The 26,289-nt window shown below is 65.4% G+C and carries 23 protein-coding genes; 18 read left to right on the top strand and 5 right to left on the bottom strand.

The window, feature by feature from the left end; translation table 11 throughout:
* Positions 1-5: 5 nt before the first annotated feature.
* From glgB to GGR61_RS18075, 5 genes are all read left to right on the top strand, one after another.
* The gene (gene glgB / locus GGR61_RS18055; RefSeq protein ID WP_221237448.1) at positions 6-2,189 is read left to right on the top strand and encodes a 1,4-alpha-glucan branching protein GlgB; all 2,184 of its coding nucleotides are present in this window, start codon (positions 6-8) and stop codon (positions 2,187-2,189) included.
* 178 nt (positions 2,190-2,367) lie between these two features.
* Positions 2,368-2,862, top strand: a complete 495-nt coding sequence (locus GGR61_RS18060; RefSeq protein WP_184623080.1) for a metallophosphoesterase family protein — start codon at positions 2,368-2,370, stop codon at positions 2,860-2,862.
* A gap of 230 nt (positions 2,863-3,092) precedes the next feature.
* Positions 3,093-3,635: a hypothetical protein gene (locus GGR61_RS18065; RefSeq protein WP_184409368.1), complete on the top strand. Its 543-nt coding sequence runs from the start codon at positions 3,093-3,095 to the stop codon at positions 3,633-3,635.
* 346 nt (positions 3,636-3,981) lie between these two features.
* The gene (locus tag GGR61_RS18070) at positions 3,982-4,221 is read left to right on the top strand and encodes a hypothetical protein (protein ID WP_184623082.1); all 240 of its coding nucleotides are present in this window, start codon (positions 3,982-3,984) and stop codon (positions 4,219-4,221) included.
* The gene (locus tag GGR61_RS18075; protein WP_184623084.1) at positions 4,185-4,499 is read left to right on the top strand and encodes a hypothetical protein; all 315 of its coding nucleotides are present in this window, start codon (positions 4,185-4,187) and stop codon (positions 4,497-4,499) included. Before GGR61_RS18070 ends, GGR61_RS18075 begins: the two co-directional genes overlap by 37 nt.
* Positions 4,500-4,530: 31 nt before the next feature.
* Here the strand turns inward: GGR61_RS18075 and GGR61_RS18080 are convergent, their stop codons facing one another.
* Positions 4,531-6,153, bottom strand: coding sequence for a carboxylesterase family protein (locus GGR61_RS18080; protein WP_184623086.1), 1,623 nt, complete (start codon positions 6,151-6,153; stop codon positions 4,531-4,533).
* On the bottom strand, positions 6,150-7,220 hold the full coding sequence (locus tag GGR61_RS18085) for an alpha/beta hydrolase (protein WP_184623088.1): 1,071 nt from the start codon (positions 7,218-7,220) through the stop codon (positions 6,150-6,152). The genes GGR61_RS18080 and GGR61_RS18085 overlap by 4 nt, the downstream gene beginning before the upstream one ends.
* A gap of 140 nt (positions 7,221-7,360) precedes the next feature.
* Here GGR61_RS18085 and GGR61_RS18090 point away from each other — a divergent pair, with 140 nt between their 5' ends.
* The 11 genes from GGR61_RS18090 (at position 7,361) to GGR61_RS18140 (ending at position 19,613) form a co-directional block, all read left to right on the top strand.
* Positions 7,361-8,182, top strand: coding sequence for a 2-keto-4-pentenoate hydratase (locus tag GGR61_RS18090; RefSeq protein ID WP_184623090.1), 822 nt, complete (start codon positions 7,361-7,363; stop codon positions 8,180-8,182).
* A gap of 37 nt (positions 8,183-8,219) precedes the next feature.
* Positions 8,220-9,218 carry a TRAP transporter substrate-binding protein gene (locus GGR61_RS18095; protein ID WP_184623092.1) on the top strand — a complete coding sequence of 333 codons (999 nt, stop codon included), beginning with the start codon at positions 8,220-8,222 and terminating at the stop codon, positions 9,216-9,218.
* Positions 9,219-9,228: 10 nt separating this feature from the next.
* Positions 9,229-9,750 (top strand): TRAP transporter small permease, encoded by a 522-nt coding sequence (locus GGR61_RS18100; RefSeq protein ID WP_184409374.1) that lies wholly within the window; start codon positions 9,229-9,231, stop codon positions 9,748-9,750.
* Complete coding sequence (locus tag GGR61_RS18105) at positions 9,750-11,033, top strand: TRAP transporter large permease (RefSeq protein WP_047695038.1); 1,284 nt, start codon at positions 9,750-9,752, stop codon at positions 11,031-11,033. Before GGR61_RS18100 ends, GGR61_RS18105 begins: the two co-directional genes overlap by 1 nt.
* Positions 11,034-11,267: 234 nt before the next feature.
* Positions 11,268-12,851: a family 43 glycosylhydrolase gene (locus GGR61_RS18110; RefSeq protein ID WP_184623094.1), complete on the top strand. Its 1,584-nt coding sequence runs from the start codon at positions 11,268-11,270 to the stop codon at positions 12,849-12,851.
* A 141-nt stretch (positions 12,852-12,992) separates the two neighbouring features.
* Complete coding sequence (locus GGR61_RS18115; RefSeq protein WP_184409376.1) at positions 12,993-14,051, top strand: LacI family DNA-binding transcriptional regulator; 1,059 nt, start codon at positions 12,993-12,995, stop codon at positions 14,049-14,051.
* A 405-nt stretch (positions 14,052-14,456) separates the two neighbouring features.
* Entirely contained in the window at positions 14,457-15,311 is an 855-nt protein-coding gene (gene kduI / locus GGR61_RS18120) for a 5-dehydro-4-deoxy-D-glucuronate isomerase (protein WP_184623095.1), read from the top strand.
* A 182-nt stretch (positions 15,312-15,493) separates the two neighbouring features.
* Positions 15,494-16,249 (top strand): 2-dehydro-3-deoxy-D-gluconate 5-dehydrogenase KduD, encoded by a 756-nt coding sequence (gene kduD / locus GGR61_RS18125; RefSeq protein ID WP_184409378.1) that lies wholly within the window; start codon positions 15,494-15,496, stop codon positions 16,247-16,249.
* 308 nt (positions 16,250-16,557) lie between these two features.
* On the top strand, positions 16,558-17,214 hold the full coding sequence (locus GGR61_RS18130) for an RpiB/LacA/LacB family sugar-phosphate isomerase (RefSeq protein WP_184409379.1): 657 nt from the start codon (positions 16,558-16,560) through the stop codon (positions 17,212-17,214).
* A 794-nt stretch (positions 17,215-18,008) separates the two neighbouring features.
* Complete coding sequence (locus GGR61_RS18135; RefSeq protein ID WP_184623097.1) at positions 18,009-19,127, top strand: GDSL-type esterase/lipase family protein; 1,119 nt, start codon at positions 18,009-18,011, stop codon at positions 19,125-19,127.
* Positions 19,128-19,133: 6 nt separating this feature from the next.
* Complete coding sequence (locus GGR61_RS18140) at positions 19,134-19,613, top strand: hypothetical protein (RefSeq protein WP_184623099.1); 480 nt, start codon at positions 19,134-19,136, stop codon at positions 19,611-19,613.
* On the opposite strand, the gene GGR61_RS18145 is transcribed toward GGR61_RS18140, so the two are convergent.
* Together GGR61_RS18145 and phhA are read right to left on the bottom strand one after the other, a co-directional pair.
* Positions 19,592-20,236: a DUF4375 domain-containing protein gene (locus tag GGR61_RS18145; RefSeq protein WP_184623101.1), complete on the bottom strand. Its 645-nt coding sequence runs from the start codon at positions 20,234-20,236 to the stop codon at positions 19,592-19,594. The two genes, GGR61_RS18140 and GGR61_RS18145, sit on opposite strands and share 22 nt — an antisense overlap.
* Positions 20,237-20,456: 220 nt before the next feature.
* Positions 20,457-21,347, bottom strand: a complete 891-nt coding sequence (phhA, locus tag GGR61_RS18150) for a phenylalanine 4-monooxygenase (protein ID WP_184623103.1) — start codon at positions 21,345-21,347, stop codon at positions 20,457-20,459.
* 127 nt (positions 21,348-21,474) lie between these two features.
* Here phhA and GGR61_RS18155 point away from each other — a divergent pair, with 127 nt between their 5' ends.
* Together GGR61_RS18155 and GGR61_RS18160 are read left to right on the top strand one after the other, a co-directional pair.
* Complete coding sequence (locus GGR61_RS18155; protein ID WP_184409383.1) at positions 21,475-21,957, top strand: Lrp/AsnC family transcriptional regulator; 483 nt, start codon at positions 21,475-21,477, stop codon at positions 21,955-21,957.
* A 224-nt stretch (positions 21,958-22,181) separates the two neighbouring features.
* Entirely contained in the window at positions 22,182-24,395 is a 2,214-nt protein-coding gene (locus GGR61_RS18160; RefSeq protein WP_184623105.1) for a TonB-dependent siderophore receptor, read from the top strand.
* 309 nt (positions 24,396-24,704) lie between these two features.
* Here GGR61_RS18160 and GGR61_RS18165 read toward each other — a convergent pair whose 3' ends face one another.
* Complete coding sequence (locus GGR61_RS18165) at positions 24,705-25,742, bottom strand: patatin-like phospholipase family protein (protein WP_184623107.1); 1,038 nt, start codon at positions 25,740-25,742, stop codon at positions 24,705-24,707.
* Between the last annotated feature and the right edge of the window lie 547 nt (positions 25,743-26,289).

Consider the following 26,289-nt stretch of genomic DNA (forward strand, 5'->3'; position numbering starts at 1 on the left):
GAGTGATGACAGCAGTGAGCAATCGATGGGATCCCGGCGCGACCCGCGCCCTGGCCGAGGCACGCCATGGCGATGCATTCGCCCTCCTGGGCGCGCACCCGACCGACAGCGGTCGGGTGTTGCGGACCTATCAACCAGGCGCCGACTACGTCAACGCAGTGCTCGACGATGGCCAGGTCATCGCACTGGACGCCGGCCCGGAACCGGGCCTGTTTGCCGGCGACTTGCCGGCCCAGGGCGGGTATCGGCTGCGTATCGGCTGGCCCGGTGGCGAGCAGGACACCGCAGATGCCTACGCTTTCGGACCGCAGCTGAGCGATTTCGATCTGCACCTGATCAGTGAAGGCCATCACCTGCAATTGGCCGATGCCCTCGGCGCCAATGTGATCGACATCGATGGCGTGCGCGGCACGCGTTTTGCGGTGTGGGCGCCCAATGCCACACGCGTGGCGGTGGTCGGCGACTTCAATAGCTGGGACGCGCGCCGCCACCCGATGCGGCTGCGGCATCAGTCCGGCGTATGGGAACTGTTCGTGCCCGATGTCGGTCCCGGAGCGCATTACAAGTATCAGCTGCGCGGCCCGCACGGACAGGAGCTGCCGGCCAAGGCCGACCCGGTGGCGCGCCGCGCAGAGCTGGCGCCGGGTACCGCCTCGATCGTGGCCGACCCTACGCCGCATCAATGGAGCGATGACGGCTGGATGGCCACGCGTGCGCGACGCCAGGCGCACGACGCACCAATGAGCATCTACGAAATCCACGCCGGCTCCTGGCTACGCGAGGAAGGGGTGGACCTGGATTGGGATGGCCTGGCCGATCGCCTGATTCCGTACGTGGCCGATATGGGCTTCACCCATGTCGAGCTGATGCCGGTGACCGAGCATCCGTTCGGTGGCTCATGGGGCTATCAGCCGCTGGGCCTGTTCGCACCGACCGCGCGCTTCGGCTCGCCGGATGGCTTCGCCCGCTTCGTCGATCGTTGCCACCGCGAAGGTATCGGCGTGATCGTCGATTGGGTGCCGGCGCATTTCCCCACCGACGCGCACGGGTTGGCGCATTTCGATGGCACCGCGTTGTACGAACATGCCGACCCGCGCGAAGGCTTCCACCGCGACTGGAATACCTTGATCTACAACCACGGGCGGCGTGAAGTGTCCGGGTTCCTGATTGCCAGCGCGCTGGAGTTCCTGCAGCGTTTCCATGTCGATGGCCTGCGCGTGGATGCGGTGGCCTCGATGCTGTACCGCGACTACAGCCGCAATGCCGGCGAGTGGGTGCCCAATATCCACGGCGGACGCGAGAACTACGAAACCATCGCCTTCCTGCGCCGGCTCAACGAAGTGGTGCGCGAGCACACGCCGGGCGCCGTGATGATTGCCGAGGAATCCACCGCATTCCCCGGTGTCACCGCCGATGTGGCGCATGGCGGCCTGGGCTTCCACTACAAGTGGAACATGGGCTGGATGCACGACACCCTGCATTACGCCGCGCTGGATCCGATCTATCGCCGTTACCACCACGGCGAGCTGACCTTCAGCATGGTCTACGCGTATTCGGAGCGCTTCGTGCTGCCGATCTCGCATGACGAGGTGGTGCACGGCAAGGGCTCGTTGCTGGGCCGCATGCCCGGCGACGATTGGCAGCGCTTCGCCAATCTGCGTGCCTATCTGGGTTTCATGTTTACCCATCCGGGACGCAAGTTGCTGTTCATGGGCTGCGAATTCGGCCAACCCACTGAGTGGAATCACGATGGCGGCATTCCCTGGCATCTGCTCGACGATGCGCGCCATCGCGGTGTGCAGACGCTGGTGCGCGACTTGAATCGCTTGTACGTCGAGTATCCCGCACTGCATGCCTACGACGACGATCCGTCCGGGTTCGCCTGGGTGGTAGGCGATGATGCCGGCAATAGCGTGCTGGCGTTCCTGCGCAAGGGCAAACGTGGCGATGCACCGGTGCTGGTGGTGATCAATTTCACCCCGGTCGTGCAGCATGGGTATCGCATCGGCGTGCCACAGAGCGGGCAGTGGCGCGAAGTGTTCAACAGCGATGCCGGCATCTACGGCGGTGCCAATCTTGGTAACGGCGGTGTGGTGACCGCCGAGCATCAATCCATGCATGGGCATGCGCAGTCGTTGCCGCTGTTGTTGCCGCCGCTGGGCGTCATCGTGCTCACCCCGCACGGGTGACGCGTCCTGCGCATACCACCGGGCAGCTGGCCCGGTGGTATGCCGCAGCTAAAGTCATGCATCACGCCATCGTTGACAAGGTGGGTCATGCGCCAGCCTCCGTTGCATCCCGGTACCCCGACTCGACCGGGACCAGGTTGAATTCTCCAGGTCGAGACTATCGCAGTGGGCCATCCAGGTGCTCGTGCGCAAACGAGGTAATGGCGAGATGGGCACTGGCACGCGTATCGGTGTGATCTCCGACACGCACGGGCTGTTGCGGCCCGAGGCGCTTGCCGCGCTCGATGGCTGCAACCACATCATCCATGCCGGCGATGTGGGCAAGCCGGAGGTGCTTGAGGCGTTGCGGGCACTGGCATCGCTGCATGTCATCGCAGGCAATATCGACGACAAGCCGTGGGCCGCGGGTTTGCCGCAGACGCTGGATCTGCTGATCGATGGCGTGCGCCTCCATGTGCTACACGATCTGAAAACGCTGGCACCGGGCGTGGCGGCAGATATCGTCATCAGCGGGCATTCGCACAAGCCCTCGATCCAGACGCGCGATGGCGTGCTGTATATCAATCCGGGCAGTGCCGGTCCGCGTCGTTTCAGGTTGCCGATCAGTGTGGCAACGGTGTGGTTGGGCAATGGACCGCCGCGCGCGGCATTGCAGGTGTTCGAACCGCATTGATTCCATGGGCGACTGCAACAAGTGGCGGATTGGCGAGCCATGGCAGCACGCGCACGCTGCGCCGGTCTGCTGCTGTGCTATCCGAAGATGATGCGCTTGCGCAAGCGCAAACAGTGGTCTGCGACGCAAGCGCAACCGCGCCAGCCAATTCGACTCCGCTCAAAAGCCCGGCCGCTAGCGTGGCGAGCGCGGCCATGCGATGGTAATGCCATCGCATGGAGGGGTGATCGATGCACAGTCTGATCAAGCTATTGAAGCGTCTTGTGCTGGTATGTGGGATCGTCGCAGCAGCGGGTGTGAATCTGTGGATGGTCTTAGGACTACAGCAACGCCTTGATGCCATCGTCAGCATGCACGAACAGTTGCAGCGCAGTGGGCTCGGGCAGGTCACGTCCTTGCGCGGGATACCGCAAGTCTGCGGGAAAACCGATTACTTTTTCGGAGACATGTACTACTTGTACGCTGTCGATGTGGCGAGGATTCCAGACACGTTCTGGGAAAGTCGTGCGGCGCGCGGGATCTGGTACCGAGGTCCTGACAGGTATGATGAATTTCATGTATTTAAATTCGAAATGCCGCCAGATGACCTACAGGCGTGTCCTGTCTCCCCTGGAATAAATTCCTCGCGCTTTTTCTTCGCCTTGGTGTCGAACCCAGCGGATGATCTTGGTCCGAACACTCCATCTTCTTTAAAGGCAATCAACGTCATGGCGTACGACACCGAGACGTCAAGGCTTTACTGGGTGTACCAGCGTTTCTCCGGTTTTCCGTAGCATTGCAGGTTTGGGATCCATTCCCTAGTCGGGACGGGGTGACGGCGAAGATGGATTTTCCTAACAAGAAAAGCATCGGTCTCCGGCGTGAAACCCTAGCAGGCGCCGCGAGCAGGAATCTTTGCCATCGACTTGCTGACAACTTGATGGAGATTGTCTCGGTTGTCGGTTGAACGCTCGCGGGGCGTTGCTCAGCTCCTTCCTGGAGCGTGTTCTGAAGGTGTCAGCCGCCAGCGGCGCAGCTGCACCAGGCAACGCGACGCTGACCGACGACACCGGCCGCTAACGTGGCCGGCGCCATCATGCGATGGTAATGCAGGTGACTCTCGTCTGGCCGAGGTGATCAATGCGCGGTCTGGTCAAGCTGTTGAACCGTCTGCTGCTGGTGTGTGTGATTGCGACATTGGCGCTGTTGCATCTGCAGATGGCATTCAAAATAGAGCGGATTCTTTATGCCTTCGGCAGTATGCGTGAACAACTGAAGCGCAGTGGATTGGAGCATGTCACCGCTGTGCGCGGGATACCCCAATCTTGCCGGGAAGAGGGGTTTTGGGGTGGGTTTACTACGCCTACGCCGTCGATGTAGCGAAGATTCCCGATGCGGGTTGGGTCAGCGAAGATGCATGGCGACGACACTGGCACCATGCTCGATTCGATGCCTCGCAGAGTGAAAAGTTCGAGTGGTTTATCGAGAAAAGCCAGCGTCTGGGATGCCCGGAACTTCCTGTGCTGGGATCCCCGCGCTTCGTGGCCACCGTCCTGTACAGCGAAGCGGGCGATCTTGGTCGGAAAACCCTCTCCTCCAATGGAGAGGGCTTCATGGCCTACGATACCCAGACGTCCAGGCTCTACTCCGGCAACTGAGGTGTCGCGCGCTGCGGCTGGCTGCGCCGCCTCAGAATGTCCCGCGCTGCACGAACGGCACCTGCTGATAGAGACGCCGTTCGCCGCCGCGCGGATCGTGCGCCAACCGACTGGTCGCGTCGAACAGCATGGTCTGGCGCTCGGCGAGCGAATACGGTTCCCAGCGCGGCAGTCCGGCGTGGTTGGGATCGCCGTGGCGGGCAAAGGTGAGCAGCGCCTGGCTCATCGCATCGGCCACGCGCTGCGCATCGGCGCCCTCGCCGGTACGTGAACCCGGCTGGCGGATGTTGTCGAACACCAGCGGGATGTCCAGGGTGTGGAAGGCGCCGAACTTGCCGCCGTCCAGTGGCGAGCCCCAGTCCAGCTGATAGGCCCAGGTCGGGGCACCCTGCCGCGCGCGCGCCTCGGCTTCCTCGATCGCACCGCGCCACGAACGCCCGGCAGTGGTCGCGGCGAAGAACACCTCGCTCGGCGAATAATGCGGATACAGCCGCCGGTATTCGGCGATCACCACCTGCGGCAGCAGATCCACGTATTGCTCCTGCTCCAGCCTGGCCGGCAGGGTGTCCCAGGTCAGCGCGAAGTTGGCCGGATCGTTGCCAAGGAAGGCGCGGGTTTCGTCGTGGGTGTTGCCGATCACCATCGGGATCTGCGCCGACTGCGGCGGCGCGTCCGGCCAGAACGGATGCCGGTGCAGCACCTGTGCGTCCAGCACCGGCCCCAGGTACAGCCCGGTATTTTCCACCCGCGATGGGTCGCGGGTGCGGGTGGCGTCGACCAGGCGCTGCAGCGGTAGCATCCGCAGCGCCGGCAGCTGTGCGGCGTCCAGCTGCAAGGCCTGCAGCAGCACGTGCGCGCGCTGGGTGGCCGCGCGTGGCCCGGCGGCGGTGACCTGCTGGCCGCTCATGGTCCAGGCGCGATGGAACAGGCCGCGTGCGGCCGGCATCGCCATCAACGTGGCGATCTTGGCGCCGCCGCCGGACTGGCCGAACACGGTGACATTGCCGGCATCACCGCCGAACTCGGCCGCGTGCGCGCGGACCCACTGCAGCGCCTGCACCAGATCGAGCTGGCCGACATTGCCGGAGGCGGCGAATTCGGCGCCGCCGAGTTGCGCCAGATACAGATAGCCGAAGGCATTGAGGCGGTGGTTGACGCTGACCACCACCACGTCGCCGCGCCGGCACAGGCGCACGCCGTCGTACAGCGGATCGCTGCCGGAGCCGGTGGTGTAGCCGCCGCCGTGGATATAGAACAGGATCGGGCGCCTGCCGCCATCGCGCAGGCCGGGCGTCCACACGTTGAGGAACAGGCAGTCCTCGCTGGTGGGTTCGCTGGCCTTGGGTTGCGGCGCAGCGGCGCCGACGCTGACGGCATCGCGCACGCCGGTCCACGCTCTCTCCTGCACGGGCGCCTGAAAGCGCCGCGCGGCGGTGTCGCCGCCGTAGGGAATGCCCTTGAACACGCAGATGCCCTGCTCGCGATAGCCGCGCAATGCACCGCTGCGTACGGTGGCCAGCGGTGCGGCCGCATCGCGCGGTGGCGGTGGCGTGGTCGCCGTGGCAGTACCCGGCAAGACGGCGGCGACGGTAGCGAGCAGGCCGCCGCGCAACAGCGTGCGGCGGCGTGCGTCGGGCGTGGACGGTGGTGTCATCGCGCCACGTCCCGCGCCGCGACAGGTGCAGATGCCGGCGTCTGCGCCTTGGTGACATGCGCGATCCAGGCCTGCGCCAGCTGCGGCCACGCAGCCACGGTCAGCCCGGTGGCACTGGCGGTGCCGAAACCGTGCCCGCCCTGCGGAAAGACATGCAGCTCGCTCGGCACGCCTGCGCGCAGCAATGCGTCGTGCATCAGCAGGCTGTTACGCACCGACACCACGGTGTCGTCCTGTGCGTGCAGCAAAAATGTCGGCGGGGTGTGCGCATCCACGTGCAACTGCGGGGAATACGCGCTGACCTGCGCCGCGCTGGGTGTCTTGCCGAGCAGGCGTTCGCGCGAGCCCATGTGCGCATTGGCGCTGTCCATGTCGATCACCGGGTAGATCAGCAACGCGAAGTCCGGCCGCGCGCTCAGCGCATCGGCGGCATCCTGCGCCGGGTACACCTGCGCGGCATAGCGCGTGTCCAGGCTGGCGGCGACGTGGCCGCCAGCCGAAAATCCCATCACCCCGACCCGCTGCGGGTCGATGCCATAGCGGGCGGCATTGGCGCGGATCAGTCGCAGCGCGCGTTGTGCATCGGCCAGCGGCACGTCGGCGCCATCGGGGTGGCCTTCGCCGGGCAGCCGGTAACGCAGCACGAACAGGGTGATGCCGGCCGGGTCGACGAAACTGGGCACCAGTGCGCTGCCTTCGTTGTCCAGCACGATGCGCTGGTAACCGCCGCCGGGCGTGACCAGCAAGGCGGTGCCGTTGGGCCGCTTGGGGCGGTAGACCACCAGGTAGGGTGCGCTGATCTGCTGGATGTAGCGGTCGGGGTCGGCAGGGTCGTTGCTGCGGTCGACGATCCGCTGCGGCGCTTTCAGGCGCGAGTCCCCCGGGGCGATGCCCTTGGGCCACAGCTGGATCCTGCTGGCCTGTTCGGCGGCAGTGTCGGCGCTGGGCAACTCGGCGGCGGCCACTGGCGCGCCCACCAGCGAGAGGGCGATCAACAGCGCCGGCAGGCACCGGCGCACGGCATGCGAAAACGCAGCAAGAACCCGCGTCTGGCTTGTCTGTTTCATCCACCCCTCCCAGGGTTACTTCGCTTTGTAGACCAACTTTGCCGCACTGCACATTGCCAATGACACCGGTTTACCATATACAGCACACCGTGCCACTGTCGATTGGCAGTGCAACAAAAACATCTATCAGGGAGACACCCTTGAGCAACGACGCCGCCGCACCACCCTCGTCCACGTCCACGCTGTCGCAGATCGCTCAGCGCTTTGTGGAGGCACGCCGTGCCGGGGCATCGCTGCCCGACTTTCCCGGGCAGATCCCCGACGATCTGGTCACCGCCTATCAGGTGCAGGACATCGCCATCAGCCAGTGGGACGATCAGGTGGTGGGCTGGAAGGTGGGCTATATCGCCGCCGAGCGCCGCGACCTCTCCGGCGACGAGCGTCTGCTCGGTCCGATCTTCGCGGGCAAGCTGTGGAATGCTACCGGTGGAACAACCGAGTTCCCGATCTACCAAGGCGGCTTCGGCGCGGTCGAAGCCGAGTATGTGCTGCGTCTGGACGCGGACGCGCCGGCCGGGCAGACCCACTTCACCCCGGACGAGGCGGCGCAGCTGCCGGCCACACTGTATATCGGCGTGGAAATCGCCAGCAGTCCGCTGGCGACCATCAACCAGCTGGGCCCGCGTGTGGTGATCTCCGACTTCGGCAACAACAACGGCCTGATTCTGGGGCTGGAAGTGACCGATTGGCTGGCACGCGACGAGTCCGCACTGACGGTCGAGACCCTGATCGACGATCAGCTGATCGGCACCGGCGGTGCGACCACGTTGCCCGGTGGCTTGCGCGCTGCCTACGCTTTTGCGCTCAGCCGTTCGGCGCAGCGCGGGCGTCCGCTCAAGCGCGGTGATCTCATCGCTACGGGCAATGCCACCGGTATCCATGACATCGAGGTGGGGCAGCGTGCGCTGATTCGCTTCGCCGGCATCGGTGCCATTTCCTGCAAGGCTGTGTCCGCCAACTAACACGCGGGCCGGTGACCAGACGCTTGGGAGGGCGCCAATGATCACACGCAGACATTTCCTCGGTGCCGGGCTCGGCGCCGCCGCCGCCAGCCCGTGGTTGGGTGCGGGCGCCATCACGCCGATCCCCGGCGGGCAGTTGCTGACCGCCACCGACGTGCACGTTGGCGACTACCCCACCGTGGAAGCGGTGCGGTGGTTCGGCAAGCAGCTCGAAGCGCGCACCCATGGCCGGCTCAAGCTGCGCCAGTACCACTCCGGCCAGCTGGGCCGCGAGTCGGAGGCGATCGACATGGCGCGCTTTGGCGCCATTGACATCACCCGCGTGTATTCGGGGGCGTTGAACAACACCTTTCCGCTGACCCAGGCGTTGTGCCTGCCGTACGTGTTCGACTCGGTGCCGCATCTGCGCCGCACCATCGACGGCCATGTCGGCGACAGCATCCTGCGCAGCTTCGAGCAACGCGATCTGGTCGGCCTGGCGATCTACGATTCGGGCGCGCGCTGCTTCTACAACACCAAGCACCCGCTGCATCGCCCGGAAGATCTCAAGGGCCTGAAACTGCGCGTGGCCTCGTCGGACATCTTCCTCAAGCTGATGCGCATGCTGGGTGCCAACCCCACCCCGATGTCGCTGGGCGAGACGTTTTCGGCGATGGAAACGCACATGATCGACGGTGCGGAAAACAACATGCGCAGCTTCCAGTCCAGCCGTCATTTCGAGGCCGCGCACTACTGGTCGCAGAGCGAGCATTCCTATGCGCCGGACATCCTGGTGATGTCGCGCAAGAGTTTCGAAGCGCTGACCCCGGCCGATCGTGCACTGGTGGTGGAACTGGCGCGCGCCTCGGTGCCGGTGATGCGCAACCTGTGGGATGCCTCGGAGGTGATCGCGCGCAAGCAGGTGATCGACTACGGCGTGAAGCTCAACCAGGTCGACATGCCGGCGTTCCGCGCCGCCGCCGCTCCGCTGCTGGCCGAATACCGCAAGCAGCCGGAGATCGAAGCGTTGTACCGCCGCATCCGCGATTTCGCATAGAGGTATCCCGATGACCGAACCCGAGACCGTCGCCGTCCCGGTCGCGCCGTTGCAACGCGCGCTGGACCGCGTTTCCGATGTTGCCGTTGGCGTGGCATCGCTGGCACTGCTGGGCCTGGTGGTCGTGCAGGGCTGGCAGGTGTTCACCCGCTACGTGCTCAACGACTCGCCCAGCTGGACCGAGCCGGTGACGCTGCTGCTGCTCAGCACGGCGTTGAGTCTGGGCGCGGCCGCCGGGGTGCACACCAACCGCCACTTCGGCTTCTACCTGCTCGGCGAACACGTGCCGCCGCTGGTGCGCAAAGTGTTCGACCTGATCCGCCCGTTGATGATCATGGCCATCGGTGCGGTGCTGGCGTGGTGGAGCGCGGCGCTGCTGGTCGACGGCCTGGACATCAAGATGGCCGGCGCGCAGATGCCGCAGAGCATCAACTACCTGCCGCTGTCGATCGGCGGCGCGCTGATGGTGCTGTTCGCCTTGTACAAGTTGTGGCGTGTGCTGCGCCCGATCCACACCGGAGGAGTGCGCTGATGGGCATCGCCATGTTGTTGGGAACCTTCGTGGTGCTGCTGCTGATCGGCGTGCCGGTGGCGTATGCGCTGGGCGCGGCCGCACTGGCCACGCTGCTGTACCTGGACCTGCCCACGGTGGTGCTGGTGCAGCAGATTTCCGCAGGCAGCGGCTCGGCGTCGTTGATTGCGATTCCGCTGTTTATCTTTGCCGGTGAGCTGATGTTGCGCGGTGGTATTTCCGAACGCTTGATCGCGCTGGCGTCATCGTTGGTCGGGCGCGTGCGTGGCGGCCTGGGCCAGGTCAGCGTGCTGTCGTCGCTGTTCTTCGGCGGCGTGTCCGGCTCGGCGATCGCCGACGTGTCGGCGGTCGGCGGCACCATGATTCCGCAGATGATCAAGCGCGGCTATGACCGCGATTACGCGGTGAACGTGAGCATGACCGCCGCGCTGGTGGCGCTGCTGGTGCCGCCCTCGCATAACCTGATCCTGTTTTCGGCTGCGGCCGGTGGCGGCTTGTCGATCGCCGATCTGTTTGCGGCCGGCATCTTCCCCGCGCTGCTGATGACTGCGGCGATGATGGTCACCGGTTATGCGGTCGCACGCCATCGCGGCTACGGCACCGAGCCGTTCCCGGGCTGGCGTGCGGTGGCGCTGCGCTTGTTCGGCGCGCTGCCGGGCCTGGGCCTGGTGGCGTTGATCTTCATCGGTATCCGCGCCGGCATCTTCACTGCGGTGGAGAGCGCCGCGATTGCGGTGGTCTACGCCTTGATCGTCACCGCATTGCTGTATCGGCAGTTGCGCTGGGCCGAGTTCTTCGCCGCAGTCACCCATGCGGCGCGCACCACCGGCGTGATCCTGTTCGTGATCGCCACCGCTGCGGTATTCGGCTGGTTGCTGGCATACCTGCAGGTGCCGGCGGCGGCGGTGAAGTTCCTGCAGGCCATCGCCGACAGCAAGAACATGGTGCTGTTGATGATCGTGGTGATGCTGCTGTTGCTGGGCATGTTCATGGACCTGGCGCCGAAGATCCTGATCTGTACGCCGATCTTCCTGCCGGTGGTCAAGGCCTACGGCATCGACCCGATCCACTTCGGTCTGGTGATGGTGCTGGCCGGCGGTATCGGCCTGATTACTCCGCCGATCGGCTCGGTGTTGTTCATCGGCACCTCGATCGGGCAGATCACCATCGCCCAGAGCATGCGCACCATCTGGCCATTCTGGTTGGCGGCCTTGTGCGTGCTGCTGATCGTGGCGTTCTTCCCGGAACTGTCGCTGTGGTTGCCACGGGCGTTGCGCGCGTAAGCGACCAATCCCGACGGCGTCTGTCAGGCGGGCGCCGTCGGTGCGCTCGGTCGGCCTGCACCCCGGGTGGCAGGGGCGATGGCCTCGTGCGGACCGTCGCCTGATCGCTGTTTGCACCGCTACATGAGTGTTTCCGGCGCCGCTGCTGGCGGATGTTTTCGCCGTCATTCAAACGGCCGACGCTGCAGGCGCCGGCCGCCGCACTGCCCCGCATCGCGGGGACTAGGAGAGGGCATGGGTGTGCGTATCGCTTCAACCCGTTGGCGCTGGCTACTGGCCGGCAGCCTGCTGCTGTGCGCCGGGCTGAGCGCTGCGGCCGACTGGAAGCGTGGCATCGAACACCAGCGCATCGCCGACCAGGGCAACGGCACCTTCCTCAACCCGGTACTGGCCGGCGATCACCCCGATCCATCGGTGCTCAAGGACGGCGACGATTACTACCTCACGCTGTCTTCGTTCGATGCCTATCCGGGCCTGCCGATCTGGCATTCGCGCGATCTGGTCAACTGGCAGCCGCTGGGCCACGCCATCAGCCAGAACGTCGGCGCGATCTGGGCACCGGACCTGATCAAGCACGGCAAGCGCTATTACATCTACTTCCCGGCCCGTCGCGGCGACCAGGGCGAGCGCAGCAACTTCGTGGTCTGGGCCGATGACATCAACGGCCCGTGGAGCGCGCCGATCGACATCGGTCTTGGCAAGTACATCGACCCCGGCCATGCAGTGGGCGAAGACGGCAAGCGGTATCTGTTTCTGAGCGGCGGCGATTATGTGCAGCTGTCCGACGACGGCCTGAAGGTGGTCGGCACGCCCAAGCATGTCTACGACGGCTGGAAATACCCGGAAAGCTGGGACGTGGAAGGCTACGCCCAGGAAGGCCCCAAGATCACCCGCCACCACGGCTGGTACTACATGACCACCGCCGTCGGCGGCACCGCCGGCCCGCCGACCGGGCACATGGTGATCACCGCGCGCTCGCGCTCGATCCACGGCCCCTGGCAGAACGCGCCCAACAACCCGATCACCCGCACCAAGAGCGCCGACGAGCCGTGGTGGTCGCGCGGCCACGCCACCCTGGTGGAAGGCACCGACCAGCGCTGGTGGATGCTGTACCACGGCTACGAACACGGCTACTGGACGCTGGGCCGGCAGGCGCTGCTGGACCCGATCGAATGGACCGCCGACGGCTGGTTCGTGGCCAAGGGCGGCGACCTCGGCACGCCGCTGAAAAAGCCCAGCGGGCAGGCCGTGCCGCATGGCCTGAGGTTGTCGGACGACTTCCGCGCCAACACGCTCGGCCCGCAGTGGGCGTTCTTCAACCCGGCTGCCGACGAAGCCAAGCGTCTGCAAGTAGGCGATGGCGTGTTGCGCCTGCAGGGCAAGGGCAGCGCACCGCGCGATGCCTCGCCGCTGACCCTGATCGCGCCCGACCAGGCCTATCAGTTCGAGGTGCAGATGACCGTTGCACCGGGCGGGCAGGGCGGGGCGCTGCTGTTCTACAGCGACAGGCTCTATGCCGGGGTGGGGAGCAACGGCGAGAACTTCGTCATGCACCGCTATGGCGAAGAACGGCCGGCCAAGCTGGCGCCCAGCGGCAAGGGCGGCGGGCTATGGCTGCGCGTCACCAACAACCGCCATATCGTCACCATTCACAGCAGCACCGACGGCACCACCTGGACCAAGTACCCGGTGCAGATGGAAGTGTCCGGCTATCACCACAACGTGGCCGGCAAGTTCCTGGCACTGAAACCGGCGCTGTATGCAGCCGGTAACGGCCAGGTGGAGTTCCGCAACTTCCGCTACCGCGCCCTGGACTGACCGCTCTGCACTGCCGGACAGACTGCGGCACACCGTGCCGTCGTCTGTCCCGACGGTGCGGATGCGGGACATCGGCAGGCCTGAGAGGGCTTGTCGGCCCACTGGCCGGTAGAATCCATTCAATTCGAACGGTTGACCGCTATGCCCGCCCGCAAGATGCCCGAAGAGGGAATGCCCGGCCTGCCGAAGGGCAAGGTAGCCACGATCAACGACATCGCCCGGATGTCCGGGGTCTCCAAGAAGACCGTCTCGCGGATCATCAATAATTCGCCACTGGTGCGGCAGGACACCCGCGAGAAGGTCGAGGCGCTGATGCGCGAGGTCGGCTACGCGCCCGATCCGCTGGCGCGCGGGCTGGCGTTCCGGCGCTCGTTCCTGATCGGCATGGTCTACGACAACCCCACCGCGCAATACATCGTGGACATGCAGTACGGCGCGCTGGACGCGCTGCGCGGCTCCAGTTTCGAGCTGGTGGTGCACCCCTGCGACAGCCGCAGCCCCGGTTACATCGAAGGCGTGCGCCGCTTCGCCCAGGCGCAGAAGCTGCACGGGGTGATCCTGGTGCCGCGTGCCTCCGAGGACCAGGCGCTGGCCGACATGCTGGCCGAGATCGGCTGCCGCTACACCCGCATCGCCTCGGTCGCCCTGGATGCCACCTCGCAGACGGTCATCACCCACGACCGCGACGGCGCCGCCGAAGCGGCCGATTACCTGCTCTCGCTCGGCCACCGCGACATCGCCCTGGTCACCGGCCCCAGCGCCTACCGCTCCTCGATCGAGCGCACCTCCGGCTTTGCCGATGCGCTGACCCGGCGCGGCATCGAATTGCCGCCCGAGCGCATCGTCGAAGCCGGCTATACCTTCGAATCGGGCGTGGCCGCCGCCGAAAAGCTGTTGCTCGGCAAGAAGCGCCCCACCGCCATCTTCACCGGTAACGACGAAATGGCGGCCGGTATCTACAAGGTCGCCTTGCGCGCCGGCATCAGCATCCCGCGCCAGCTGTCGGTGATCGGCTACGACGACAGCTCGCTGGCCTCGCGCCTGTGGCCACCGCTGACCTCGGTGCGCCGCCACACCCGCGACACCGGCCGCACCGCTGCCGCGATGCTGATCCAGCCCGACAACGCCCCCCAACTGCCCACCGCCAGCGTGCGCCCGCACCTGATCGTGCGCGACTCCTGCCAACCGCCGGAAGATTGAGCCACTGCTAGCTGCGGCCCCATGCGGCGCGGGCCTTCCGCTCCACCTTGCAGGACGTTGTGCCGGTCAAGGTGAGAACAGCTGCCTTGATCGGCCAACGGCTGGCTCCATCCGCCCGTCGCTGCTGTGAAGCCCTCTCCCGCCTGCGGGAGAGGGGTTGGGGTGAGGGCACGGCGGAAGACGCACCACTCACCACTCAAGCCGTGCACCGCGACACTGCGCGTGGCCTTGCACCCTCATCCAGCGCTTGCGCGCCACCTTCTGCCGGTGGGAAAAAGACGCAGGCAACTGCCACCCCCACCCACCGACCACTATCGTGCACTGCGCAATGACACCGGTTAACCAGAGCCGGTAGAATGTCCCGGTGCAAGCCAATCCCCCCGCGCTTGGCCCCGGAGATCGCGCATGTCCCTGTACTGCAAGACCCACTACGCCACCCACCCGGATGCCATCAAGGGCGCCAGCAACGACGACCTGCGCGAGCTCTATTTGCTCGACGGCCTGTTCGTCGACGAGGCAGTGACCCTCAAGTACACCCACTACGAGCGCTTCGTGCTTGGCGGCGCAGCGCCCGTCGGCAAGACGCTGGAACTGCCCAGGCAGACCGAGCCGGCCGCGGCCGCCGGTCACCCGTTCCTGGAGCGCCGCGAGCTGGGCGTCATCAACGTCGGCGCCGGCAGCGGCACCGTGACCGTGGATGGCACCGCCTACACGCTCGGCCCCAAGGACGGCCTGTACGTGGCGATGGGCAGCACCGATGTCGGCTTCGCCTCGGACGATGCCGCCAACCCGGCCAAGTTCTACCTGGCCTCGACACCGGCGCATGCGCGCTTCGAGACCAAGCAGCTGTCGATCAAGGACGCGGTGGCACTGGAGCGTGGCGCGCTGGAAACCAGCAACGCGCGCACCATCTACCAGTACATCGTGCCGGCCACTTGCCAGTCCTCGCAGCTGCTGCTGGGCCTGACCGTGCTCAAGCCAGGCAGCGTCTGGAACACCATGCCACCGCACCTGCACGACCGTCGCAGCGAGGTGTATTTCTATTTCGACCTCGGCACCAACGACCGCGTGTATCACTTCATGGGCGAGCCCGACGCACAGCGCCACATCGTGATCCAGAACAACGACGCGGTGGTATCGCCGCCGTGGTCCATCCATATGGGTGCAGGTACCAGCAACTACGCCTTCATCTGGGCGATGGGCGGGGAAAACCTGGATTACACCGACATGCACGTGCTGGATATCTGCCAGCTCAAGTAAGCCCGGTTTCTCTCCACCGTTCGCTGCGGTGACGCCTGCGACCCAGGCCGTCACCGGCAACGTCGGCGCGCTCCACCTCAGGCGTTGGCGACGCAGCAGTCCAAACCCTATCAACGCACTCTGCCGCGCGCTGCGCGGCTCCCTCATCACAACGTGGCACACCCAGCAGGAGCGATAAGGTAATGAGCAATCCGTTCAGTCTCGAAGGCAAGGTCGCACTGGTCACCGGTGCCAACACCGGCTTGGGCCAGGGTATTGCGCTGGCATTGGCGCAGGCCGGCGCCGACATCGCCGCCGCCGGCATCCAGGCGCCCACCGAGACCGAAGAAAAGGTCAAGGCGCTGGGCCGCCGCTTCCTGGCCATCGAAGCCAACCTGATCAGCATCGAACCGGTGCAGCGCATCGTCGACGCCACCATCGCCGGCCTGGGCGGGCTGGACATCCTGGTCAACAACGCTGGCCTGATCCGTCGCACCGACGCGGTCGATTTCAGCGAGCAGGATTGGGACGACGTGATGAACGTCAACCTGAAATCGGCCTTCTTCATGGCGCAGGCCGCCGGCCGCCATTTCATCGCCCAGGGCCGCGGCAAGATCATCAACATCGCCTCGATGCTGTCGTTCCAGGGCGGCATCCGCGTGCCCTCGTACACCGCCAGCAAGTCGGGCATCGCCGGCATCACCCGCCTGCTCGCCAACGAATGGGCCAGCAAGGGCGTGACCACCAACGCCATCGCACCGGGCTACATGGCCACCGACAACACCGCGCAGCTGCGTGCCGATGCAGACCGCAACAAGTCGATCCTGGACCGCATCCCGGCCGCGCGCTGGGGTGTGCCGGCCGACCTCGGCGGCACCGCGGTGTTCCTGGCCAGCAGCGCTTCGGACTACGTCAACGGCGCGATCATCCCGGTCGACGGCGGCTGGCTGGCACGCTGATCCAGATCGCACGGCGATTGCGTGCACCGTCCGACGCGTGCAGCCGCCCCTGGTATCTCGCGATGCCACGTCCTTCTCCCGCGCGCGGGAGAAGGTGCCCGAAGGGCGGATGAGGGTCGGTCAACACGCACATCGATCAGACGCATGCTGCCTGCCGAGTCATCTGCTTTCCGTCCTGCATCAGCGCGTTGGTCGTATCAACGAACAACGCGCTCGCACTGGAAAAGATCGTCAACCAAGCACACGCTGTTCACCGCTATTTAGAAAGTACTTCTTAAACAACTTCCCCAACCAATTGGAGCATTCCCATGAAAATTGCACTCATGAATGAGTTTAGTCAGGCCGCCAAGAACCCGGTGATCCTGCAGCAGCTCAACGACGTGGCCGGCGAACAGGGCCACAGCGTGTTCAACGTCGGCATGGACGGCGACAACGACCACCGCCTGACCTACATCCACCTGGGCATCGCCGCCAGCCTGCTGCTGAACGCCAAGGCCGTGGACTTCGTCGTCGCCGGCTGCGGCACTGGCCAGGGTGCGATGATGTCGCTCAACGCACATCCGGGCGTGTTCTGCGGCTACTGCATCGAGCCGACCGACGCCTACCTGTTCGCCCAGGTCAACAACGGCAATGCGCTGGCGCTGGCCTTTGCCAAAGGCTACGGCTGGGGCGCGGAAATCAACGTGCGCTACATCTTCGAAAAGGCCTTCAGCGGCGAGCGCGGCCTGGGCTACCCGGCCGAGCGTCGCGAATCGCAGGCCGCCAACGCCGGCATCCTGACCCAGGTCAAGCAGGCCACCGCCAAGTCCTACCTCGACGGCCTGCGTGCCATCGACCCGGAGCTGATCAAGCAGGCGGTTGGTGGAGAGCGTTTCCAGCAGTGCTTCTTCGACAACGCCCAGGACGCCGAGATCCGCGCCTTTGTCGCTGGCGTGCTGGGCAAGCCGGAAGCGGCAGCTGCCTAATGGCCAAAACCCTTCTCCCGCACGCGGGAGAAGGCACGTTTCATGCGGGAGAAGGGATATCTCACGCTGGAGCAGTGATATGGATTGAACGCCCACTAGCCCCTCTCCCGCGTGCGGGAGAGGGGTTGGGGTGAGGGCCACAGGCGATGCAGTCGATACGTTCCTTCTGAGGGCGCACGGCGGCGCGTTTGGCATTGCGGGTAGTTACAGATTGCTGAGGCGCACCCTCATCCGCCCTTCGGGCACCTTCTCCCGCATGCGGGAGAAGGGATATCTCACGCTGGAGCAGTGATGTGGATTGAACGCGCACTAGCCCCTCTCCCGCGTGCGGGAGAGGGGTTGGGGTGAGGGCCGCAGGCGATGCGGTCGATACGTTCCTTCAGAAGGCGCGCGGCGGCGCGTTTGTCATAACGGGCAGTTGCAGATTGCTGAGGCGCACCCTCATCCGCTCTTCGGGCACCTTCTCCCGCATGCGGGAGACGGGATGTTTTTCATGCGCGAGACGGGACGTGGATTGAACGCGCACTAGCCCCTCTCCCGCGTGCGGGAGAGGGGTTGGGGTGAGGGCAGGAAGCGACGCAGCCGATGGGTTCTAAGCGATGGTCTCCTTAAATCGAGAGGTCTGTGGCAAGAGCGGACTACGGCCAACTTGAATGCAGAGCACTCAGTCAGGTGCCAACACGATCTATAGCACTGCGTGCCGGCCTCACCGCGACGCGCAACCGCACTGCGGTCAGGCGTGTCTTTTCTACGCAACAGTAACACCGCAAAACACACATTCCCCGGAGCCCACCATGCGTCCACTGCTCTTCGCATTGCTGCTGCTCCTCGCAAACCTCGCCAACGCCGCCCCACAGCGCATCTTCATCGCCGGTGATTCCACCGCCGCCGAATACGACGCCACGCGTGCGCCGCAAGCCGGCTGGGGCCAGATGCTGCAAGACTGGTTCGACCCCACGCAATGGCAGGTCCGCAACCACGCCAAAGGCGGGCGCAGCACCCGCAGTTTCATCGCAGAAGGGCGCCTGGACGCCATCGCCAAGGAACTGCAGCGCGGCGACATCCTGCTGATCCAGTTCGGTCACAACGATGCCAAGCGCGAAGACCCCACGCGCTATACCGACCCGCAAGGCGACTACGTGCAGTTCCTGCGCCGCTTTATTGCCACCGCGCGCGACATCGGCGCCACGCCGATCCTGGTCACGCCTGCCGCACGTCTGCTCTACGACTTCGGCGCACTGCTCGACACCCACGGCCGCTACACGCTGGCCATGCAGCAACTTGCCGCGCAAGAACACGTCGGCCTGATCGATCTCAATGCCAGTTCCAGCGACTGGATCCGCGCACTCGGCGAACAGGCGGCCCAACCGTACTTCCTGTTCGTGCCCGAACAAGGCAAAGCCGACGGCACCCACTTCAGCCGCGCCGGTGCCACCGCCATCGCCTGCCTGGTCGTCAACGGCTGGGTACGCCTGCAGCCGGAATTGAAACCGCAGCTGCGCCGCGACGCCGACTGCGGTGCGGCACCCGACACCGCCATCCAACGCCACGCGCAGGCGCACCCGTCGCTGGTGGCGCACGAACGCGATCTCGCACGCGATCAACCCGGCCCACACGGCGGTGCCGGTCCTACCACCGCGTATCCGTTCTTCGCAGACGCCCCTGATCTGAAATTCGTGCTGCGCAAGCGCGTGTTGCACAAAGGCGCAGGCATCGGCCTGCACCTGCACGACAAGGACGAGATCTATTACATCGTCAGTGGTCGCGGCTTGTATGCATTGGATGGAAAGCAGTTCGAGGTGAGCGCAGGCGATGCATTATTGACGCGGCCGGGCAGTACGCATGCGTTGCAGCAAACCGGCGAAGAGCCGCTGGTGCTGCTGCTGGCCTACACGGTGGCGCCGAAGATGTAGGCATGCGTGAAACGCAGGAAGCAATGCTTCTCCTGCGATTCAACGATGTGCTTTGGATACTGGTGGGCGAAAAGCAGCGGTACGCATCTGCTGCGGCGATCAACCAAGAGTCCGCAAGAAAATGGTGACGCCCACAACGCAACGCAGCTCTGGAGTGATATCGCGCTGCCAGCGGGCAAACCGATTCTCGCGGTCGCCCAACCCATTGGGCGGATCGCCGCCGTTGATCGCAACGCCTGCCGCATGCGCGTCCTGCGGCGACACGACGATTCTTGCGAGCTCACTGCATCCCACGATTCGGGAGCCATTGATTACCAGGACTCCATTGCCGATTGCATCGCTGGCGTCGTCCCCAACCGCTCGTTGCCGCCCTCCTGCAGCCGTAGCACGCAGGTCTTCCCGGTGCCGATCGCCTGTGCAGGCAAACGCACCTGCACCGCCGCGCACCGAGCGCCACGGCAATCTCAGGCCTTATCCACGCCGTAATGAGTCAACCCCAAGCGCGCCAATTCACCCGCGCGGCGGTAATACACCTCCTCCCAGCCTTCCACGCGTTGGCGATCGGTGTCGTTCATCGCGTCGAGGATGTCTTCGATGCTGAGCAGGTTCGGGTCTTCTTCCAAATGCTCGAACACCGCGCCCAGGCCTTCGATCGCCTGCCGTGACTGTGCGGCGCCCATCGCGGCCAGGGCGGCCAGTGCGTCCCTGCGGGTGGTGGCATCCCAATGGTCGAAATAGCGAGCGTAGCCACTTTCGTTCATGTCTGCGTCCAGCCGCGCCAGCGCGATCAGCTCGCGCTCGCCCGGCGACAAGGCATCCAGGCGTCCACGCAGCGTGGCCAGCTTCGCCTGCACGCGTGCGAGGCGGCGCTGCCACAGCAGTGCGGGCATGTTGAGCAGGCCTTCGGCGACGGGCGGCGCCACGGCGGGCCAGTTCACGCCAAAACCGTCTTCGGTGAGTTGCCACTGCGCGCGCTGCGTTGGCGATGCCTTGATCAACAAGCGTTGTGTCTGAATGGGCTCGTCGATGCGCATGCCGTTGGCCAGGGTGAACAGCAGGCGTGTGTCGTCCAGCTCCAGGCGCCGGATGCGCAGATGCGTCAGGTCCATTGAACGAAGGCGTGATGGAGAGGCTTGACCTTAGTCCGCGTGAGCGGCGGTGTCGAGTCGGTGTCGCCTCACCTCACCGCCGGGATGCTCTACCTGGCAGTGCGACGACCGTCATTGCCCAGGTCGGAGTCGTGACGGCAGGCCCGTAGCGTGGCGGACCAGTGTGGCGGCCGCGCACGCTGCGCATGAATGAGGCGATTCATCGCCGCGCCATGCCCAGTCACACATCGCCCTCGCAACTCCAACCTTCGCCGGTGCCGCGCTGGAGCACCCGATCGGTGGTCAGCACATCGCCGGCCGGCACCTGCGGCTGCTGCGCAAGATCGGCATAGATCGGGGTGAAGTCCGGCGCGGTGGCATCCATCAACTGCGCAAAGCTGTCGATGACGAAATAGGTCTTTTGAAAGCTGTCGATGCGGTAGCGCGTGCGCATGATGCGTTGCAGGTCGAAGCCGATTCGATTGGGCGCCGGCGATTCCAGTGAGTAGAGCGACTCGCCCTTCGAGGACACGATGCCGGCCCCAAAGATGCGCAGCCCGTGCGGCGTTGCGATCAGGCCGAATTCCACCGTGTACCAATACAGGCGGGTGAGGTTCTGCAGCGCGTCCGCCCCGATGCCATGCGCCTTCACCCCGCCACGGCCGTAGGCCTGCATGAAGTCGGCAAACAGCGGGTTCATCAGCAGCGGCACGTGCCCGAACAGGTCGTGGAACAGGTCCGGTTCGGCGATGTAGTCGATCTGATCCGGGCGACGGATCCACCAGGTCACCGGGAAACGCTTGTTGGCCAGGTGCTCGAAGAAATCCAGCTCCGGCAGCAGGCCCTGCACGCCGACCAGGGTCCAGCCGGTGGCCGCCTGCAGCACCGTATTGAGCGCATCGAAGCGTGGAATGTGCGTGTCGCCCATGCCCATCGCGTCTTGCGCCTGCAGGAATTCATCGCAGGCGCGCCCCACCAGCAGCTCGCGCTGGCGGCGGTACAAGCTGCCCCAGGTGGCATGGTCGTCGGCGCTGTAGCCGTCCCACGGCTGCTCGACCACGGCGGTGGTGTAGACCGGCACATAGCCCTTGTCGGTGAGCTGATTCTCGACGCGTTGCGGTGCGATGTTCATGCGGCGGCACTTCCCGATGATTAGCGCCCACCTTAGCCCGAGCGCCACGCAACGGGATTGCGAATCTTGCGCAGCCAATGTCCAATGGCGCAAGATTGTTGCGTCTTACACTGCTGCTGCGCAACATATGGACCAGCCAATCGCTTTGGACCGCACCGATCTGCGCTTGCTCGCCTTGTTGCAGACGCAGGGGCGCAGCAGCAATGCGGAGTTGGCCGTGCAGGTCAATCTGTCGGCCTCGGCCTGCCTGCGCCGCACCCAGCGGCTGGAGGCCGCCGGCATCATCGCCGGCTACGGCGCGCGCCTGGACGCCCGCGCGCTGGGATTGGGACTGCAGGCCTTCGTGCGGGTGCAGCTTGAGCAACACGGCCAGGCCGATATCGAACATTTTGCCGACGGCGTGCGCGGCTGGGACGAGGTCGTGGCTTGCTGGGCGCTCACCGGCGACATGGATTACCTGCTGCAGGTGCAGGTGCGCGACCTGGAGCATTTTTCGCGCTTTCTGCTCGATCGCCTGCTCAACGCCACCGGCGTGTCCGACGTCAATTCCAGTTTCGTGCTGCGCACGGTCAAGGCGCCGGAAGGTTTGCCGTTGTCGCATCTGGGGTAAGGCGGCGAGCTACAAGAGAACCACGCGTGCAACGTGGCTTGCCTCCCAAACGGTAACGATTTACATTTGCATGACGTCCGGCTGCGTCCGGCATGTCTTCTCGTCGATCCGCCAGCCCGGCAGGGCCAGCCAGCTCGTCGCCAGAGTGGGACGCGCCGCGCATGCCTGCGCTTTCCTGCCCCGTGACGCCAAGCGTCCCGCACCGATCGATGAGAAATCCTCCAATGCCCCCCATCTCCGTTCCTCTGGCCACGTTGTCCGCTGCCTTGTTGTGCGCATTGGCGCTGACGCCCTGCGCCGCCCGCGCTGATGCGGCCGCCGATGCGGGCAATGCCAAGACGCTGGATCAGGTCAACGTCAACGGCGCGGTGAGCCGCGCGCAGCCGGCCACCACCACGCGCCTGCCGCTGACCCTGCAGGAAACGCCGCAATCGGTGAGCGTGATCGGGCTGCAGCGGCTGGAAGAGCAATCGCTGTTCAGCATCGACGATGTGATGCGCAACGTCACTGGCGTCAACGTGTCGTTCTACGACACCCAGCGCCCGCTGTATTTCGCGCGCGGCTTCCAGATCACCGACTTCCAGGTCGATGGCTTGCCCACCTACAGCGGCGCGACCAATCAGGAATACGACACGGTCTTCTACGATCGCATCGAAGTGATTCGCGGCGCCAACGGTCTGCTCACCGGCGCAGGCATTCCCTCGGCCACGGTCAACCTGCTGCGCAAGCGTCCGGGCAAGGACTTCGATGCCTCGTTTGCGGTGAGTGCGGGTACCTGGGATTTTCGCCGCATGCAGGCCGACGTCAATGCGCCGCTGACCGACGACGGGCGTTGGCGCAGCCGTGTAGTGGCGGCCTGGCAGGATCGCGATTATTACTACGACCGTTACCACGACAACAAGATGTCGGGCATGGCAGTGCTGGAAGGCGACCTGACCGACAGCACCACGCTCACCGTCGGCTATCAGCGCCAGGACAACACCCCCGTCGGCTCGACCTGGGGCACGGTGCCGTTCTTCGCCGCCGATGGTTCGCCGGCCAATCTGCCGCGCTCGACCAACATGGCGCCCAAGTGGAGCCGCTGGCAGCGCGAAACCAGCACCGCCTTCGCCAACCTCGAACAGCGCTTCGGCGAGGACTGGTTGCTGCGCGTCAACTACGCGCACACCAAGGGCGATGTGCAGAGCCTGCGCGTCTACGGCACCGGCTATCCGGCCGCCGACGGCAGCGGCATCTTTCTGCGCACCGGCGTTGGCGAAACGCAGGACAGCCGCGATGGTGTGGACGTGTACCTGTCCGGCGGTTTCTCCTTGTTCGGCCGCCAGCACGATGTGGTGGTCGGCGGCAGCTGGCAGGATCTGCAGTCGACCTCCTACGGTGTCGCGCAGACCTATCCCGATGACTGGGCGACCTGCCCCAACCCCTTTGGTCCACCTGAGCGCTGCTATTTCATCCCCAACATCCGCAACTGGGATGGCAATGCGTCCGAAGTGACCTATGCGCGCACCGGCTCCCGCAGCGAAGGGCGCACCACCCAGCGCGGCGTGTATGCCTCCACGCGGTTGCGTCTGGCCGACCCGCTGTCGCTGATCGCCGGCGCGCGCCTGAGCTCCTGGGAAACCCGCACCCAGGCCTTCGATGCCAGCGGCGCCTACACCGGCACCAGCGGCCGGTATGAGGTGAGCGACGAAGTCACCCCGTATGTGGGACTGGTCTACGACATCGTGCCGGACGTGTCGCTCTACGCCAGCTATACCGAAATCTTCAACCCACAGGATTACCGCGACAAGGACAACAACCTGCTCGCCCCGGTGGAAGGCTCCAACCTGGAAGCCGGCATCAAGGCGCAGTTGTTCGACGGCCACGCCATGGCGACTGCCGCCGTGTTCGAGGCCAAGCAGGACAACTTCGCCGTACGCGACATGACCCAACCGGAATTCTCGCTGCCGGACCGCAATTCGGCCTACATCGGCATCAACGGCACCAAGAGCCGTGGCTGGGAAATGGATGTCAACGGCGAACTCCTGCCCGGCTGGACCGTCAATGCCGGCGTTACCCATGTCAAGGTGACGCGCCCGCCCACCGATGCGATCTACGCCAATCTGCCCGAGGATTATCTGCAGCTGTCCACGCAGCTGCGCCTGCGCGGTGCCTGGGAGCGCCTGAGCATCGGCGGTGGCGTCAGCTGGCAGAGCGCGGTACGCGGTTTCAACATCGAGCGCCCCACCGGCGACGGAACCGGTGCCACCTCACCAGTGACCGTGGTGCAGAACCCGTACGCCTTGGTGCACTTCAACGCCAACTACCGCATCAGCAATCAGTGGACCGCCACGCTGGCGGTGCGCAACGCCTTCGACAAGACCTACTGGGCAAACCTGGATTACCAGAACTACGGAGAGCCGCGCTTTGTCAGCGTGTCGTTGCGTTGGCGCTATTGAGGCGCTGCCGATGAAGTCCGGGATCGAGGCGTTGCCCGTGAAGTCCAGGCGTTACTACGGGTAAGGCCTCGCGGCCAGGGCCGCTCCTACAAGAGCGGTGCTGGCCGTGCCGACGTTGGCCAATGCACCCGAAGACCACCCCGCCTCGTAGCAGCGGCCCCGGCCGCGACCCGTCCGGCACACGCGCGGTGTATCAACACAAGGCATCAACAACGCAGTCGCCCTACACATCGGCTTTAAAAAAGCGCGCGCCTCGAAACAGACGCGCCGCACCTGCTCAGCTCCGCATGGTCTCGCACTGCATCCGCATCACGGCGCCACGCAGGCCTCGTCCTTGCCGCGCAGTTTCTGCCAACGCGAGCGCTCTTCCAGGCAGCGCCGATAGGCCTCTGCCTTGGCGGCGGCAGCCTGATCGGCTGCGGTGCGGATGGCGCTGCTGCGTTGTGCCTGCAACTGCGCGATCCTGGCGCGGATCTGCGGCATCGCCGCCATGGCGGCGCGCTCGCCTTCCAGGATGGCGGCGGCACGCTGGTTGAAATCGGCCGAGCCGATGTCGCTGACCTTGGGCCGGATCACCACGTCGGCACGCTTGAGTTCGGCCTCGCCCAGGCGCTGGCCCATGATCGAGATCGACTGGTTGACGGTGCCGAGCAGATCGCCAGGATTCTTGCCGCTGGCCTTGCTGGAAATATCCACCGCCACCACGAACTCGGCGCCGAGCTGGCGCGCAGCGTCCACCGGCACCGGGCTGACCACGCCGCCATCGACGTAGTGATACTGGCCAATGGTCACCGGCTCGAACACGCCGGGAATGCTGCTGGACGCGCGTACCGCCTGGCCGGCATTGCCGCGCACGAACACGGTGCGCTCGCCGTCTTCCAGCCGCGTGGCGACCGCCGCAAACGGCTTGCGCAGTTTGTCGATCGGCTTGCCGCCGAGCTGTTCGTTGACGTAGTCCTGCAGCTTCTGGCCCTGCACCAGTCCGCCGGAAAACAGCCGCACGTCGCGGATGCTGGTTTGATCGAGCGCGACGGCTTTTTCCTGCATCTGGAACGCATCCATGCCGCTGGCATACAACGCGCCGACCACACTGCCGGCGCTGGTGCCGGACACCACCACCGGCGCAAAGCCGTTGGCTTCCAGCATCTTGATTACGCCGATATGCGCAAAGCCCTTGGCCGCACCGCCACCGAGCGCCACGCCGATCTTCACCGGCTTGGCCGCGCTCGCAGAAGGCGCCTGCACGAGCGGCGCCGGGGTGGCGGGGCGCGGTTCGCCCCCGCAGGCGCAGAGCAGACCGAGCAACGACAGCAGGGCGAGGAAACGTGGGCGACGGAGCGCGGTCATGGCGACGGAATGTTGGATGGACGGCGAGGGAGAATACACGCGTGCTGTCACGGTCGCTGCCGCGACGGTGGCTGGTCGATGGTGGAGGTGATCGAGAACTTGCACAGGCTGTTGGTGCTACAAGTTGCTGCTGCTCTTTCTCCCGGTGGGGAAAGCTGGTGCGCAGTGCCGGATGAGGGTGCGCGAAGCTTGGATTCATGCCATTCCAGGTGTGGCTTCGCGCCGTCCCCTCACCCCAACCCCTCTCCCGCACGCGGGAGAGGGGCTAGTACGCGTGCGCTGGCGACGTTCCTACGCCGGAGTGCGACATCCCGATTCCCCGGAGCAACGTCCCGACTTCCGTGCGCGACATCCCTTCTCCCAAGTACGGGGGAGGTTGCCGGCAGGACGGATTTCCCCCGTAGCAACGTCCGGACTTCCGCGCGCGACCTCCCTTCTCCCGCGTGCGGGGGAAGGTGCCCGCAGGGCGGATGGGGGAGGGGCGCCGGCAGTCGATCAGGACAGGTGTTCCTCCGAAGCGAACCGAACCCGGTTGCCGCTGGCGGAT

Source organism: Xanthomonas sp. 3058, from assembly GCF_014199765.1.
GTDB classification, from domain to species: Bacteria; Pseudomonadota; Gammaproteobacteria; order Xanthomonadales; family Xanthomonadaceae; genus Xanthomonas; species Xanthomonas campestris_B.

Excerpts from the sequence above, each read along its gene's own strand:
- glgB (WP_221237448.1), top strand. The coding sequence starts at position 6 with ATGACAGCAGTGAGCAATCGATGGGATCCCGGCGCGACCCGCGCCCTG.
- GGR61_RS18065 (WP_184409368.1), top strand. The coding sequence starts at position 3,093 with ATGCACAGTCTGATCAAGCTATTGAAGCGTCTTGTGCTGGTATGTGGG.
- GGR61_RS18070 (WP_184623082.1), top strand. The coding sequence starts at position 3,982 with ATGCGCGGTCTGGTCAAGCTGTTGAACCGTCTGCTGCTGGTGTGTGTG.
- GGR61_RS18080 (WP_184623086.1), bottom strand. The coding sequence starts at position 6,153 with ATGACACCACCGTCCACGCCCGACGCACGCCGCCGCACGCTGTTGCGC.
- GGR61_RS18085 (WP_184623088.1), bottom strand. The coding sequence starts at position 7,220 with ATGAAACAGACAAGCCAGACGCGGGTTCTTGCTGCGTTTTCGCATGCC.
- GGR61_RS18095 (WP_184623092.1), top strand. The coding sequence starts at position 8,220 with ATGATCACACGCAGACATTTCCTCGGTGCCGGGCTCGGCGCCGCCGCC.
- GGR61_RS18100 (WP_184409374.1), top strand. The coding sequence starts at position 9,229 with ATGACCGAACCCGAGACCGTCGCCGTCCCGGTCGCGCCGTTGCAACGC.
- GGR61_RS18105 (WP_047695038.1), top strand. The coding sequence starts at position 9,750 with ATGGGCATCGCCATGTTGTTGGGAACCTTCGTGGTGCTGCTGCTGATC.
- GGR61_RS18110 (WP_184623094.1), top strand. The coding sequence starts at position 11,268 with ATGGGTGTGCGTATCGCTTCAACCCGTTGGCGCTGGCTACTGGCCGGC.
- GGR61_RS18115 (WP_184409376.1), top strand. The coding sequence starts at position 12,993 with ATGCCCGCCCGCAAGATGCCCGAAGAGGGAATGCCCGGCCTGCCGAAG.
- kduI (WP_184623095.1), top strand. The coding sequence starts at position 14,457 with ATGTCCCTGTACTGCAAGACCCACTACGCCACCCACCCGGATGCCATC.
- kduD (WP_184409378.1), top strand. The coding sequence starts at position 15,494 with ATGAGCAATCCGTTCAGTCTCGAAGGCAAGGTCGCACTGGTCACCGGT.
- GGR61_RS18130 (WP_184409379.1), top strand. The coding sequence starts at position 16,558 with ATGAAAATTGCACTCATGAATGAGTTTAGTCAGGCCGCCAAGAACCCG.
- GGR61_RS18135 (WP_184623097.1), top strand. The coding sequence starts at position 18,009 with ATGCGTCCACTGCTCTTCGCATTGCTGCTGCTCCTCGCAAACCTCGCC.
- GGR61_RS18145 (WP_184623101.1), bottom strand. The coding sequence starts at position 20,236 with ATGGACCTGACGCATCTGCGCATCCGGCGCCTGGAGCTGGACGACACA.
- phhA (WP_184623103.1), bottom strand. The coding sequence starts at position 21,347 with ATGAACATCGCACCGCAACGCGTCGAGAATCAGCTCACCGACAAGGGC.
- GGR61_RS18155 (WP_184409383.1), top strand. The coding sequence starts at position 21,475 with ATGGACCAGCCAATCGCTTTGGACCGCACCGATCTGCGCTTGCTCGCC.
- GGR61_RS18160 (WP_184623105.1), top strand. The coding sequence starts at position 22,182 with ATGCCCCCCATCTCCGTTCCTCTGGCCACGTTGTCCGCTGCCTTGTTG.
- GGR61_RS18165 (WP_184623107.1), bottom strand. The coding sequence starts at position 25,742 with ATGACCGCGCTCCGTCGCCCACGTTTCCTCGCCCTGCTGTCGTTGCTC.